The sequence below is a fragment of the Terrimonas alba genome (genome assembly GCF_042434975.1).
Classification (GTDB): Bacteria; Bacteroidota; Bacteroidia; order Chitinophagales; family Chitinophagaceae; genus Terrimonas_B; species Terrimonas_B alba.
In genome coordinates this window covers 17,723-31,035 of the sequence record NZ_JBHMQM010000005.1, presented here as the reverse complement: position 1 = coordinate 31,035, position 13,313 = coordinate 17,723, and the positions used below count along the sequence as shown (strand labels likewise).

Here is a 13,313-nt window from a genome sequence, read left to right as displayed (position 1 = left end):
AACGTTGATGCAGAAGATGGTTGTTTCCGGTTGCTGGTTGCCGGTAACTGGTTTTTATGTATTGGAATAAACCAGCAGGCCCCAGATTAAGGCAATACCAAAGCCAATAAGGATGATTCCATTCAGCCGGTTGATGTTATGAATATTATGCGGCGTAAGCCGGTTGCGGATCTTGCCGGCGAGCATCACCTTGGCTATATCAGCTGCTAATACGAATAGCAGGCAAGTGATAAAAATAATTAGTCGTTGCTGTACGGTATGGCTGACAAACGTAGTAGAGGTGGTGATCCAGAAAAGAAAAATAGCAGGGTTCAGCGTATTCATCAAAAAACCAGAAGCAAATATTCTTGCATAATCTCGCTTTCGAAAGCGGCTCAATACCTGCTGTCCCCTGTCGTCTACATTTACTTTTTTAAAAAACAAAAAATAAATGCCCATTACAATCAGGAAAATGCTTCCTGCAATACCGATCGGTGTGCGGTGGCTGCTGATGCTGCTAAATAGTTCGGTAAATACATTGCTGATCAGCACTAAGGCAATATCACTTGCTGATACGCCAAGAACAAATGCCATTCCTCCCTTATGGCCGTTATTAAGACTTTGCTTGATTATAGAAAATACAACTGGGCCAACTGCGAGGCTCAGCAAAAAACCAACCGTTATTCCTTTGAGGAAAGCTTCCAGCATAATGAGAAAGTACGAAGTTAGAACTGCGAAGTACGGTAAACCAAGTTAAAGTAAGAAGTATATGAAAAGATGCGTGTTTTACAAAAGTTTTATTGTTTGCAAAGCATCATTACTAATATGAATGGATGGACAATTGATCATACTTTCCCGGTTTCGAGATACCGGTTCCAGTCTTCCAGCATTTTTCCTTTCATCACCCGTGGAAATTTATGCTGGCTTCCCAACTTTCCTTTTAACTTCATAAACTCCAGGAATTTTTCTTCCGGTAACACTTCCAGGAAAACTTCTTTCAAAGCACTGTCTCTTTCGGTAGCATAATCATCATTCAGCATGCGCAGGTTTTCGTCAATTCGCTTTCTCAATTTTTCCGCATCTACTTTGTCATCGGTAGCTACATACCATCTATGCGCAAAAAAACTTTGATAGGGAAATCCTACAATTGTGTACTCGGGTATACTGATATTAAATTCTTCGCTGACCAGTTGAATGGCCCGATTCATATTTTCCACACTCAGATGCTCACCCACCAGGCTCAAAAAATGTTTGGTTCGACCGGTGATCGCTACTTCATGCCTTTCCAGGTCAACAAACTTGATGGTATCGCCAATGAGATAACGCCAGGAGCCCGCATTGGTGCTCATGAGCAATGCATATTCTTTACCCTCTTCTACTTCATGAATCATTTTGGTTTCGGGCTTGTCCACCATCTTTCCTTCACTATCGAAGTTTTTGTCATCAAAAGGAACAAACTCAAAAAAGATATTATTATTCAATATCAGTTCCATTCCTTTTGCATGCTCTCTTGTTTTATAACCAATAAACCCTTCGCTGGATAAATAATTTTCGATGTAGACGATGGGTTTACCCAACAATTTTTCAAATCCTTTTTTATACGGTGCAAAAGAAACGCCGCCATGTACAAACACCCCAAAGTTGGGCCATATCTCATGTATGTTTTGCAGTTTATAATGTTCGATCACCATTTCCATACACATCTGGCACCAGGCAGGAACCCCCACTATATAGCCGATATCCCAGTCTTTCGCATGTTCGACGATCTCGTTCAACTTTTGATTCCAGTCTTTCATCGCCGCTATACGACCACCGGGCTTATAGAATGTCTGGAACCAAAAAGGTCTTTTTTTCGCCAGTATTCCACTCAGGTCTCCCGCATACCAACCCGCTTTTCCTTTTTGCAGATCGGTAGCGCCTCCCAACATCAGGAAGCCCTTTGTCAATGCTTTTCGGTTCGCATCTTCATAGCCAAAAACGCTGATGAGCTGGCGGATATAATTCACACTATTACTCCGCAAGAGGTCTTTTGTAACAGGAATATATTTACTGGCCGCTTCGGAAGTGCCGGAGCTGAGGGCATAGTATTTAATCTTACCAGGCCAGGTTACATCCGGTACCCCGTCCAGGGTTTTCTTCCACCATTCCTCGTATATTTTGTTGTAATCATGCACCGGCACCAGTTCCTGGAATTTCCTGGCGACGTTTTTACTTAATAACGCATCATCAAAATGGTATTGCTGGCCAAACTCCGTAAATCTTGCTTTTTTCAATAGCTTTTTCAATACTCTCACCTGCTGACGACGAGCATCATTAGGAGGAATACGCAATGCGGTGGCAATTGCTTTCGGAAGTTTTATATCAATAATATTTGCCATGTTTGCAATCTTCTAACGTCGTGGCTTAAAGTTACACATTGTATATTTTAAAAAGGGCTGCGAATATAACAGGCAATGGGCAATAGACAATAGGCAAACCGAAGCATGGGCCACAATAAGGTATAATTGCCTGTTGCCTCTTGCTTATTTTTTTTATCCACCCAGTCTTCTATACATCTTCCATACCAGCTTTAAATCCTGCACTGGTTCATAGTCCCGGGCATACCAATAATCGATCATCTGCAGGCTATCCGCAGATAATTCCTGTTTGATCGTTTTCGGAATTCCATTGCAGGCAAGTACTGCAGGTCGCAGGTCGGGAAGGTTTTTCCCATCCGCCGCATATCCTACCCATGTTTTTTGGCCAAACAATATTCCAAAGCAATTTGTAAAAAACCGCAGCGGCTTTTTTACCCAAATAAAGTGCAACGGAAAACTAATGATTGCCGTAAAGGAAATAAACAGGTCCTGCAATCTTTTTATGCGCCGGTTATAAGGATCTGCCAGGTTAAGTCCATTTTCTCTTGATACATACTCACCCAAACTGTCTTTTGACTCGCTTCCAACAATGCTGTGGCTGCCGGTTGCATGAATTTTTATCTTTTTTTCACCAGCTGATTGCTCCAGGGCCTCAATAATATTTTTAAACGAAAGTGTTCCCTCACAAAAAATTACTTCTTTAAAGGGAACAGCCTTGTACAGCAAATTTAATTTCGACCAATAACCAATGGCCGACTGATCATTCTCCGTAACGGCTACCCGTCCCAATACCTTTTCTTTCATGCCGGCATCATGCATCAGCTGAAGCACGGTTTCGTATTCTGACGACGAAGCAACAATCAGGGTGCTGGCATGCTCTTCCTGCTGTTTGGCGGCTGCCAGGACTTTTGAAGCTACCAATATCCTGCGAAGCAAACCAATAACAATAAAAGATAAAATGGCTCCAAATAAAATAATGGCTCTTGAAAACCGGTATTGCTCCGGCAGCAATGAATAACAGGCCAGCAAAACAATTGTGGCAATTAGTGTAGAACGAACCAGTTCCGATCGTTTATACCAGCGATCGTAAAGCCCCGCATAATAAGCCGTCAATAAATATAAAATAGTAAAAGCCGGAATAGCAATCCACAGCAGGCGGTCATCATATTGCACTTCGGGTCGAACATAACTACCCCAGATCTTCCTGATGGTCCAAAAGCTAAGCATGATCAGGCCTGCATCAATCAACGGCAACCCTACCAGGCGAATAAACCGGCCGATGCCTGCCAGCACGGCCCTTATCCAGATACCAAGATGAATTAACAGGTTAAAAAAGCCAGCCCGGTTGCCTCCATAATGTTTTCGGACAAAAATGCTCATCGCATTATAAAACATCCGCACATAGTTCATGCTTCCCCGCTTGGTACTTTCACCTTTGAAATGTATGATACTGCTACCTGAAAAATAATAATTCTTATAGTTTTCGCCGGTGGCATCACATGGTGTTTTTTGTATGCGATAGCTCAGATCCACATCCTCGCCATACATAAAAAATATTTCATCAAAGCCACCGGTTTTTTTCAATACTTCTTTTCTTATCATCATAAATGCTCCGGCCAATACATCTATTTCATGATCATTGTTTTTATCCAGGTGCCCGAGATGATAACTGGAAAATAACCTGGAGTGCGGAAACAACCTTGACAAACCAAACAATTTAAACAGCGAAGTAAGTGGTGACGGAAATGAACGCTTGGACTCTTTTAAAAAACGTCCGCTGCCATCGATCATTTTAATGCCCAATGCTCCCGCACCAGGATGCGTTTCAAAAAAGGCCAAACATTTTTGGAAGCAATCTTCCGGGACTATCGTGTCAGGGTTTAAAAACAAAATGTATTTGCCCGTTGCCAACTGCAATCCCTGGTTACAGGCTTTAGCAAAACCAAAATTTTCGGTGTTCGCTATGAAACGGGTATCGGGGAATGATGGGCGGAGGTAGTTAATGCTGTTATCAGAGGAATTATTGTCAATTACAATAATCTCAGTCTCCAGGCCGGCACTTGCTTTTTGAACAGCATAAAGACACTGTTCTAAAAAATGTTTCACATTATAATTAACTATTATAACCGAGATATCCATGCCCTGGTCCGCCCACTGCGGAAAAATTTGATGATTTGTTCCAAAAATAGGAGTTCTATCATAGCCTGAAAGAATTTCTTGTTGTTCTACGCCGGTGATTCCTAAAGTATGCGGTTTTTAGTATAAATAACTCAATTCATGTCGCCGGTGATGAAGCTCCGTAATCTGTGAAATCATTTCAATCAGTGCATTCTGTGGTTATCTTTGCCCATGCTTAAAAATACCCTTATAGAAGCCGCAAAGGCCGGCGCTGCAGAAATAGTCCGGTTTTTCAACAAAGAATTTAAGATAACCAATAAAGAAGGCATTAATAATCCTGTAACGGAAGCTGATCATGCGTCTGAAAAGGCAATCATGGCTGTCATAAAAGCCAACTTTCCTGATCATTATATCCTGAGCGAAGAAGCTGGTAAGATTGTGCAGGACTCCAATTATAAATGGATCATTGACCCGATTGATGGTACTATCAATTTTGCGCATGGTATTCCGCTGAACTGTGTATCAATCGCAGTAGAGCATGAAGGAGAAGTGATCATGGGTGCTGTATATAATCCGCACCTGAACGAGTTGTTTTTTGCAGAAAAAGGAAAGGGTTCAACCTTAAATGGCAACCCGATCCGTGTAAGTGCTGAAACAGATGCAATAAAAGCCTGTCTTGTTACTGGTTTTCCCTACACTTACTTAGACATGCCCAATGGACCGTTGGAAGTTTTTGAGCGATTTATCCGCAAGGGAGTCCCTGTAAGAAGATTGGGATCTGCGGCTATTGATCTTTGTTGGGTAGCGGCCGGTCGTTTTGATGGATTTTATGAACACAAACTGGAAGCCTGGGACAGCGCCGCCGGATTTATAATTGTGGAAGAAGCGGGAGGTAAAGTGACCGATTTTACCGGGGGAAAGTTTTCTCCTTATCAACACCGGATTTTGGCTACCAATGGAAAAATTCATGATGACCTTCTTGCTGTAATCAATAACCAAAAAAGTTTATGAGCAACGAACGTACAGAAATATCTTCACTAGGAGAGTTTGGCCTGATTGATCACTTGACGAAGAACATTGAGCTGCAAAATGCTTCTTCCTTGTTGGGAGTGGGCGATGATGCAGCGGTGATCGATCATTTTGGCAAACAGACGGTGATCACCACCGACCTGTTGGTGGAGGGTGTTCATTTTGATCTTATGTACACCCCACTTAAGCATTTGGGTTATAAAAGTGTGGTGGTTAACCTCAGTGATATCTATGCCATGAATGCGACGCCAACGCAGATAATCATTGGGCTTGGCATCAGCAACCGGTTTAGCGTGGAGGCGCTGGATGAATTTTATGAAGGCGTATATGCCGCCTGTGAGGCTTATGATGTAGACCTGGTCGGTGGTGATACCACCTCATCCCAAAAGGGCTTTATTATTGCTGTAACGGCAGTGGGTGAAGTGGCCCCTGACAAATATGTAAAAAGAAGTACCGCAAAAAAAGGTGACCTGCTTTGTGTAACCGGTGACCTGGGCGCCGCTTATGTAGGATTGCTTTTTATGGAACGGGAAAAAAAGATCTTTGTGGAGAGCCCGGGAGTACAGCCCGACCTGGAGGGGGAATCCTATGTGATTGGCAAGCTGTTAAAACCCGAGGCAAGAAAAGATATCATTGAATTTTTTGCGCAGTCCGGTATTATGCCCACAGCTATGATGGATGTAAGCGATGGCCTTAGTTCCGACATATTACATATATGCCAGCAAAGCAATGTGGGCTGCGTGCTGTATGAAGACAAAATACCCATAGCTGAAGAGATGAAAACTGCGGCTTATAAGTTTGAGATTGATCCGACGGCCTGTGCGCTGAGTGGGGGTGAAGATTATGAATTATTATTTACGCTACCGCAGGCCGATTATGATAAATTGGTATTGAATGAACAGATCAGTGTAATAGGATATATGACGGAGCCGGAGCAGAAGCCAACCATTATTACCAAAGGGGGAAGCAAACACCCGATCACGGCGCAAGGCTGGAATCATTTAAAATAAGCAGACCCTGGATTTATAAGATATTAAAGGATTATGAGGAGATTATTGGTTTTAGCGGTGGTAATAGTGTTATTAAGCGGATGTGCTGCAAACAAGAATGCTTTTTCTCCTGCCAAAAAATATGCCCCCGCAAGGCTGCAAAAGGACTACACTATTTACCAGGAAATCCTGGAGGAAGTGCACCCCGGCTTGTATTGGTACACCAGCAGGGATAGCATGGCTCAATATTTCAATTGGGGCCGGGAACAATTAAAAGATTCCCTCACCGAAACAGAATTTAGAAAAGTACTGAGTTACGTTACTGCCAAGATCAATTGCGGTCATACCTCAGTTCGTTCCTCCAAAAAATTTTCCCGCTACCTTGATACGCTTCGTTTGTCGAGACTTTTTCCGCTTAGTTTAAAACTTTGGAATGATACCGCGGTTGTAGCCGCCAATTTGAACCGCCGCGATAGTTTGTTACAACGGGGAGTGATGATCAAAAAAATTAATGGTCATACCATCAAACAAATAACAGATACCTTATTCAATTATATTTCTACTGATGGGTATAACACAACTCACAAATACCAGTCACTTAGCAACCGGGGATTTTTTGGCTCCCTGTATTCTTCTATTTATGGTTATACCCCAACCTACAAAATAGAATATGAAGACAGCACGGGAACAGCCAGGCAAACCAGCATTACGCCATATCGTCCCGTGTCAGATACATCAAGAACTGCCGTAGTTTCACAGCCCAATATTCCAAAGCCTTCCCGCCGGGAAAGAAAAAGAATGCAACAAAATTCGGTGCGGCTCTTAAAAATTGATTCGGCCAATCATGTTGCCATGATGGATCTGAATTCATTTGGCAGGGGATATGGCCTGAAAGGGTTTTTTCGCCGCTCATTTAAAGTGCTGCGAAAGACAAGGGTGGAATATTTAATGATCGATGTTCGGGGAAATGGTGGCGGAAGCGTAAACAACTCTACTTTTATAACCCGCTATATCGCCAACCAACCCTTTAAGGTGAGTGATTCTTTATATGCGATTACCAAACGAAAAAAATACAGCCGTTATATTAAAGATGATTTCTTCAATCGTCTTTTCACGACCTTTTTTACCCGCCGAAAATCGGATGGGTATTATCATTTCCGCTACTTTGAAAGGCATTGGTTCAAGCCCAAAAAGAAAAATCATTTTAACGGAAAGGTGTATATTCTTACCGGCGGTAATTCTTTTTCGGCAACCACTTTATTTGCAAGCTCACTGATCAAACAGGAAAATGTAATTGTAGTCGGCGAAGAAACCGGTGGCGGCGCCTATGGTAATTCAGCATGGCTTATCCCGGATGTAACTTTACCTGAAACAAAAGTTCGCTTTCGGTTACCATTGTTTCGGCTGGTAATAGATAAAAATTATCCGAAGACCGGACGGGGCGTTCAGCCCGAAGTGGTATCAACGCCAACCATTCAAGCCATTAAAAAAGGTGTGGACTACAAAGTGGAAAAGGCCATGGAGTTGATAAAAAAAGACAAGGAAAGCCGGAGGCCACCAGGGCTCATTCAAACCCCACCGAACCTCCCCTAAGGTGAGGCTCAATGCACAACCCTTGCTTATACCACATGGTGATAAAATTCAGAGCTTCGAAAATGTTGTAAGGCCTCCTCCCGATCCCGACGTTTCGTCGGGGCCATCCAACACACAGTCCTCGCTTTTGGGAAACTTCGTATTAAAGCGGAGTCTTCGGGAATGACGAGTAGAGATATTAAGATGAATTGGTAATTATATGAATTGGATTTGCAATGCAGCACCGCTCTTTCCCTTTCGGGTAGAGAGAAGGAGATAGAGGCCGGAAAGGATAAGAGGATGAGGTTTCACCAACGCCCCATTCCTGCTTTTTGGAATAGTTCTCACATGTTAAGAAAACCAGATGAAGGGGTGTCTATTCACTACCCGGCATTATTTGGAACTCATCGGCGTCTTTCCAAAATGGAAATTTTTCCCTTACGTTTTGGAGGTGTTCTTTATTTAAGGATATGGTGAATATATCTTCCTCGTCTTTCTTATGATAAAGAATTTCACCCAGCGGATCAATGATCATACTGTCGCCGCTATGATAAATATCGTTACCATCTTTACCAATGCGGTTTACACCCACCACATAGCATTGGTTTTCGATGGCCCTTGCCTGCAGCAATGTCTTCCAGGCAGTGTTTCTCCTTTCAGGCCAATTGGCCACATATACCAGTACATCATATTCAGGAGTTGCTATCTCTCCCTCTCCTTTGGAGAGGGAGTTGGAGGGTGTTTGTCTTGCCCATACGGGAAACCTCAGATCATAACAAACCTGCAAGTTTATTTTCCAGCCTTTAACAGAAGCGATCAATCTTTTATTACCTGCAGTATAGTGCTGATCCTCTCCGGCAAAAGCAAAACGATGACGTTTATCATAGTAGCCATATTTGCCATTTGGCAGCATCCAGATAAGCCGGTTGAAATAAAGCTCGCCCCCCGCCCTCTCCTTTGGAGAGGGGGCCTTTTCCTTTATAATAATGCTTCCGGTAAGAATTATTTTTTTTTCTGAAGCTACTTTTTTCATCCACTGCACCGTTTCTCCTTCCATTGTTTCCGCCAATGCAGCGGGTTTCATGCTAAAGCCAGTGCTGAACATTTCGGGCAAAATCACTATTTCGGTCTTTTTGCCGATGTTACGGATCTTCTGTTCCAGCATTTGCAGGTTAGCCGCTTTATTTTCCCAATACAGGTTTGTCTGTATAACCGTTAGGAAGATTTCTTGATTCATGCTTTGTTGATTTTATTCCACAAAAGGAAAATCGGAAGAAGCGTAAAAATAAACCTCTATGTGAATAAAGCAGCGTGTTCTTTTCTAATTCCTTAATTATTAGTCCAATAATATATTGCCAAAAGAGCTAATTCAGGGCATTGGTTTTGTTGATTAATTTTCAAAATCATACGGCGTGAAGAGCAAAACAGCCATCCCTGTAAAAGCCGCTTTTATTTTCTTCCTGCTGCTCAATACGCTCCAATCTTTTTCTCAGCCTGATATAAATTACCAGCCTATGATTGGAGCATCAGAAGGACTTGTCTCTCCTATTGAATTACTAAGCGCCCCCGGCGATGCATCCGGAAGATTATTTATTGTGGAAAAAGGAGGTACCGTCAAAGTCTGGAATGGCAGTAGTTTGCTGCCAAACCCCTTCCTGGATATAACATCCAGGGTAAAAAATGACGGTGAACAGGGACTGTTAAGTATGGCCTTTCACCCACAATATCAAAGCAATGGATTTTTTTTCGTGTATTATAACAATACTGACGGCGATATTACGATAGAACGTTACAAAGTATCTGCCAATCCTAATATAACAGATTATGTTGCGAACCCGCCCACTACTTTGATCAGTATTTCAAAAAATTATGGCAATCATAATGGGGGACATCTGCAGTTTCGTAGTGAGGGAGGGGTCAATTATTTATATTTTGCCACGGGCGATGGTGGAGGCAGCAATGATCCGGATAATAATGCACAAAACCCTGGTTCTTACCTCGGAAAAATGATCCGGATAAATGTAGATGCAACCCCGTATACACCGCAAATATGGGCAATGGGACTCAGAAATCCATTCCGGTGGAGCTTCGATAAAAGCACCGGAGATATCTGGATCGGCGATGTGGGACAGGATGCCAAAGAAGAAATTAATTTCAGGGCACTTGGAACCGCGGGAGCCAACTATGGATGGGCCTGTGTCGAAGGAACTATCGATAATGCTGCTGCTCCTGACGATGCAGATTGTGATGAGGTAAAAGAAAATGATGTCTTACCCATAATGGACTATGATAACCCGGCTGATGGCCGATCAGTAATCGGTGGCTATGTATACAGGGGCAATGAGTTCCCGGCATTAAGAGGCTATTATGTGGCTACTGATTTTTACACGGGAAAGCTTTGGTTGATTCGCCGGAATGGTTCTGAATGGGATATTATCGAAAAAACGGGATTTGCCACTGGCATTGCGTCCATCAGCGAAGCTGGAAATGGGTCGTTGTATGCGGTTTCACTGACCCAAAGCGCCATCCTTAAGGTTGTTGATCCAACTGTAGTTCCATTAAGTCTTATAAATTTTTCCGGAACACCGCTAGACGGCTACAATGAATTGAAATGGACAACCGAGTCGGAGCAAAATATGGATAAATATATTGTTGAATATAGCAGCGATGGTAATAATTATTCTGCCGTTGGAGAAATTGTATCGGAAAACGACGTTAACAGGCACAACTACACTTTTCGGCATACAATCACCAGCAGCAGCCCGGTTGTTTATTACCGGCTTAAAATGGTTGAGCTCAGTGGTATCCACCAGTTTTCTGCCGTGATAAGAATAGGAACCCAATTAAATACAGGCATAAAAGTATACCCTACTTCTGTTAGCAATAATGTATTGAATGTTATTGCTGATAAACCTGTTGAAAAAATAATAATCATCAATACAAACGGCATTGAGCTTTTTGCTAAAAATATAAATGGCATTACGGGTTACTTTAATGTAACACTGCCTGTTTTACAAAAAGGAGTTTATATCGTAAGGATAACGGGTAAATCGTTCCAACACACGGAAAAAATTGTGATTCAGTAAGCAATTAAATATAGATGATTCCTTCTTTTTTGTTTTGCAAAACGGGACCTATCTAAAACTGGGTCGTGAGTTATCCTGTTCCGATTATTTTGTTCACCAATTCCATTTCAAAACCTTTTTGCAGCAGGTAATCCATTGTTTTCTTTTTTCGCACCAGCCATTGTTCATCTTTTAGTGAATCATATTTTTCGTCGGCCAGCTTTTTTAACAGGGCCAGGTATTCTTTTTCATTGATCTGCTTCAGGGCTTTTTTGATGCTGTAATCGCTGACCTGTTTTTGTCTAAGAGCATATTTGATTTTATTTCGGCCCCATTGATTTTGGCGAAATTTTCCTCCGGCAAATGCAATGGCAAATCTTTCCTCATTCAGGTAGCCGTCTTCGATCAGCGTCGACAGGATGCTATCATGTTCATTTTTTCTTACGCCAAGGTTATAGAGTTTTTCCCTGACCTCACTATGACAACGCTCCTGGTAGCCGCAATAATGCCTTAGCTTTTGCAGCGCCTGTTCGGGTGTTAATTGGTTTCTGTAAATGGTCATTATTTGGTCTTTGCCCGGGTACTAATATCCGCGGCAAGATAATAAAACAGGGGCTGGAAATCCGCAGGATAAGAACATCAACACGTTCTCCCCACCTATTGGCAGTAATCTAAAAATCAGTAGTTTCGCCACATTCAATTTTACATATGAAGTTTATCGTAAGCTCGTCTTCTTTACTAAAACAGCTGCAGCACATTGCAGGTGTAATTAATTCAAACACGGTGCTGCCCATCCTGGAAGATTTTTTATTTGAAGTAGAAAAAAATAAGCTGACCGTAGTGGCTACCGACCTGGAAACTGTGATGCGGGTGCAACTCGATATCGAGGCAAAGGACAGTGGCAAAGTTTGTGTCCCGGCCAAGATCCTGCTGGACTCATTAAAAAATATCGCTGACCAGCCGCTGACATTCAATATTGACAAAAACTTTGGCGTAGAAATCACCAGTGACAATGGTAAGTATAAAGTGATGGGCGAAAATCCTGACAATTTCCCCAAAGAACCGGGGGCAGATGACACTACTTCATTCAATATAACGGCTTCATCGCTTATAACAGCGATCAGTAAAACATTATTTGCTACCAGCAACGACGATCTGCGGCCTGCCATGACGGGTGTGTTTTTTGAGTTGGATAAAAAAGGCATGCAGTGTGTGGCCACTGATGCGCATCGACTGGTTCGTTATAAGAGAAAAGATGTAAGCTGTCCCAAAAGCGATTCGTTTATCGTTCCCCGCAAACCGCTTAATCTGCTGAAGGCAGCTATTCCTTCCAGCGAAGATGAATTAACCGTAAGTTATAACAGTAATCATCTTTTTGTAAAGCATGGCACCACACAAATGAGTTGCCGCCTGATCGATGCCCGCTTCCCGGATTACAAAGTGGTAATACCTGCAGATAATCCCTATCGGTTAACGGTAAACAAAAGTGATTTTCAAAGTGCCTTGCGCCGGGTAAGCATTTTTAGTAATAAAAGTACCAACCAGGTGGCCCTGAGTATAAGCGGCAGCGAATTGCAGCTGGCTGCCCAGGATGTTGACTTTAGTTTTGAAGGAACGGAGAGGATGAAGTGCCAGTATAATGGTGAAGACATTGTGATTGCCTTTAACGCTAAGTTTTTAATTGAAATGCTTTCTGCATCGGATGGAGACGAAGTGAACATCGAACTATCAACGCCAACCAAGGCTGGTTTGATAAAACCTACCGACCAGGATGAAGAAGAAGAACTGCTGATGTTGGTGATGCCGTTGATGCTGAATCAATAGTCTGAACCAGGGTTTATTAGATTATTTGGATTATAAGGATATTTGAAGCTCTCCTCTCCGGGGAGCTTTTTAATTGTAGTTATCGTGAAGTTTGTCCTGTTATATTCCTTTGATAATTACATTCCCGCCTATATTGCGTTAGGCAGGTTGAAGGAGGAGTATATCAACTGTTATCTGCAGGATGAATACAGTGTCACCATCGACCCGTTTCTTTCGAATGCTATCGGAGGTATCAAATTGATGGTTGCGGAGTCTCAGCTTGAAAGAGCAAGAGATATATTACAGAACCTCGATTTACAAGATCCATCTGGATCATGAGTATAATGGGTTTTTATTTCCCTGTAATCCTTTAAATCCAGCAAATCGTGGTTCTTTTTGGC

General features: G+C 42.4%; 11 protein-coding genes. 6 read left to right on the top strand and 5 right to left on the bottom strand.

Annotation, left to right across the window (positions count from 1 at the left end; all coding sequences use genetic code 11):
- Nucleotides 1-54: 54 nt before the first annotated feature.
- The 3 genes from ACFEL9_RS14975 to ACFEL9_RS14965 form a co-directional block, all read right to left on the bottom strand.
- The gene (locus ACFEL9_RS14975; protein ID WP_385891560.1) at nt 55-687 is read right to left on the bottom strand and encodes a LysE family translocator; all 633 of its coding nucleotides are present in this window, start codon (nt 685-687) and stop codon (nt 55-57) included.
- Nucleotides 688-824: 137 nt separating this feature from the next.
- Nucleotides 825-2,357, bottom strand: a complete 1,533-nt coding sequence (locus ACFEL9_RS14970) for a GH3 family acyl-acid amido synthetase (RefSeq protein WP_385891559.1) — start codon at nt 2,355-2,357, stop codon at nt 825-827.
- Between the two features lie 153 nt (nt 2,358-2,510).
- Nucleotides 2,511-4,475 carry a glycosyltransferase family 2 protein gene (locus ACFEL9_RS14965; protein ID WP_385891557.1) on the bottom strand — a complete coding sequence of 655 codons (1,965 nt, stop codon included), beginning with the start codon at nt 4,473-4,475 and terminating at the stop codon, nt 2,511-2,513.
- Nucleotides 4,476-4,685: 210 nt separating this feature from the next.
- On the opposite strand from ACFEL9_RS14965, the gene ACFEL9_RS14960 reads away from it, so the two are divergent.
- From ACFEL9_RS14960 to ACFEL9_RS14950, 3 genes are read left to right on the top strand one after another with little or no spacing between them, the layout of a single operon-like run.
- Nucleotides 4,686-5,465, top strand: a complete 780-nt coding sequence (locus ACFEL9_RS14960; protein WP_385891555.1) for an inositol monophosphatase family protein — start codon at nt 4,686-4,688, stop codon at nt 5,463-5,465.
- On the top strand, nt 5,462-6,493 hold the full coding sequence (gene thiL, locus ACFEL9_RS14955) for a thiamine-phosphate kinase (protein WP_385891553.1): 1,032 nt from the start codon (nt 5,462-5,464) through the stop codon (nt 6,491-6,493). The genes ACFEL9_RS14960 and thiL overlap by 4 nt, the downstream gene beginning before the upstream one ends.
- Nucleotides 6,494-6,526: 33 nt before the next feature.
- Nucleotides 6,527-8,065: a S41 family peptidase gene (locus tag ACFEL9_RS14950; protein WP_385891550.1), complete on the top strand. Its 1,539-nt coding sequence runs from the start codon at nt 6,527-6,529 to the stop codon at nt 8,063-8,065.
- A 355-nt stretch (nt 8,066-8,420) separates the two neighbouring features.
- Here ACFEL9_RS14950 and ACFEL9_RS14945 read toward each other — a convergent pair whose 3' ends face one another.
- Nucleotides 8,421-9,281 carry a nitrilase family protein gene (locus tag ACFEL9_RS14945; RefSeq protein WP_385891548.1) on the bottom strand — a complete coding sequence of 287 codons (861 nt, stop codon included), beginning with the start codon at nt 9,279-9,281 and terminating at the stop codon, nt 8,421-8,423.
- Nucleotides 9,282-9,456: 175 nt separating this feature from the next.
- On the opposite strand from ACFEL9_RS14945, the gene ACFEL9_RS14940 reads away from it, so the two are divergent.
- A complete protein-coding gene (locus ACFEL9_RS14940; RefSeq protein ID WP_385891546.1) occupies nt 9,457-11,130 on the top strand; it encodes a PQQ-dependent sugar dehydrogenase in 1,674 nt (557 codons plus the stop codon).
- Between the two features lie 70 nt (nt 11,131-11,200).
- Here ACFEL9_RS14940 and ACFEL9_RS14935 read toward each other — a convergent pair whose 3' ends face one another.
- Nucleotides 11,201-11,671: a regulatory protein RecX gene (locus ACFEL9_RS14935; protein ID WP_385891544.1), complete on the bottom strand. Its 471-nt coding sequence runs from the start codon at nt 11,669-11,671 to the stop codon at nt 11,201-11,203.
- Nucleotides 11,672-11,817: 146 nt separating this feature from the next.
- Between ACFEL9_RS14935 and dnaN the strand changes: the two genes are divergently transcribed.
- Together dnaN and ACFEL9_RS14925 are read left to right on the top strand one after the other, a co-directional pair.
- The gene (dnaN, locus tag ACFEL9_RS14930) at nt 11,818-12,933 is read left to right on the top strand and encodes a DNA polymerase III subunit beta (protein ID WP_385891541.1); all 1,116 of its coding nucleotides are present in this window, start codon (nt 11,818-11,820) and stop codon (nt 12,931-12,933) included.
- 84 nt (nt 12,934-13,017) lie between these two features.
- On the top strand, nt 13,018-13,251 hold the full coding sequence (locus ACFEL9_RS14925) for a putative signal transducing protein (RefSeq protein WP_385891539.1): 234 nt from the start codon (nt 13,018-13,020) through the stop codon (nt 13,249-13,251).
- The last annotated feature ends 62 nt before the right edge of the window (nt 13,252-13,313 follow it).

Bases quoted from the DNA above. Each gene is read 5' to 3' on its own strand.
- ACFEL9_RS14975 (WP_385891560.1), bottom strand. From the start codon at position 687: ATGCTGGAAGCTTTCCTCAAAGGAATAACGGTTGGTTTTTTGCTGAGC.
- ACFEL9_RS14970 (WP_385891559.1), bottom strand. From the start codon at position 2,357: ATGGCAAATATTATTGATATAAAACTTCCGAAAGCAATTGCCACCGCA.
- ACFEL9_RS14965 (WP_385891557.1), bottom strand. From the start codon at position 4,475: ATGGATATCTCGGTTATAATAGTTAATTATAATGTGAAACATTTTTTA.
- ACFEL9_RS14960 (WP_385891555.1), top strand. From the start codon at position 4,686: ATGCTTAAAAATACCCTTATAGAAGCCGCAAAGGCCGGCGCTGCAGAA.
- thiL (WP_385891553.1), top strand. From the start codon at position 5,462: ATGAGCAACGAACGTACAGAAATATCTTCACTAGGAGAGTTTGGCCTG.
- ACFEL9_RS14950 (WP_385891550.1), top strand. From the start codon at position 6,527: ATGAGGAGATTATTGGTTTTAGCGGTGGTAATAGTGTTATTAAGCGGA.
- ACFEL9_RS14945 (WP_385891548.1), bottom strand. From the start codon at position 9,281: ATGAATCAAGAAATCTTCCTAACGGTTATACAGACAAACCTGTATTGG.
- ACFEL9_RS14935 (WP_385891544.1), bottom strand. From the start codon at position 11,671: ATGACCATTTACAGAAACCAATTAACACCCGAACAGGCGCTGCAAAAG.
- dnaN (WP_385891541.1), top strand. From the start codon at position 11,818: ATGAAGTTTATCGTAAGCTCGTCTTCTTTACTAAAACAGCTGCAGCAC.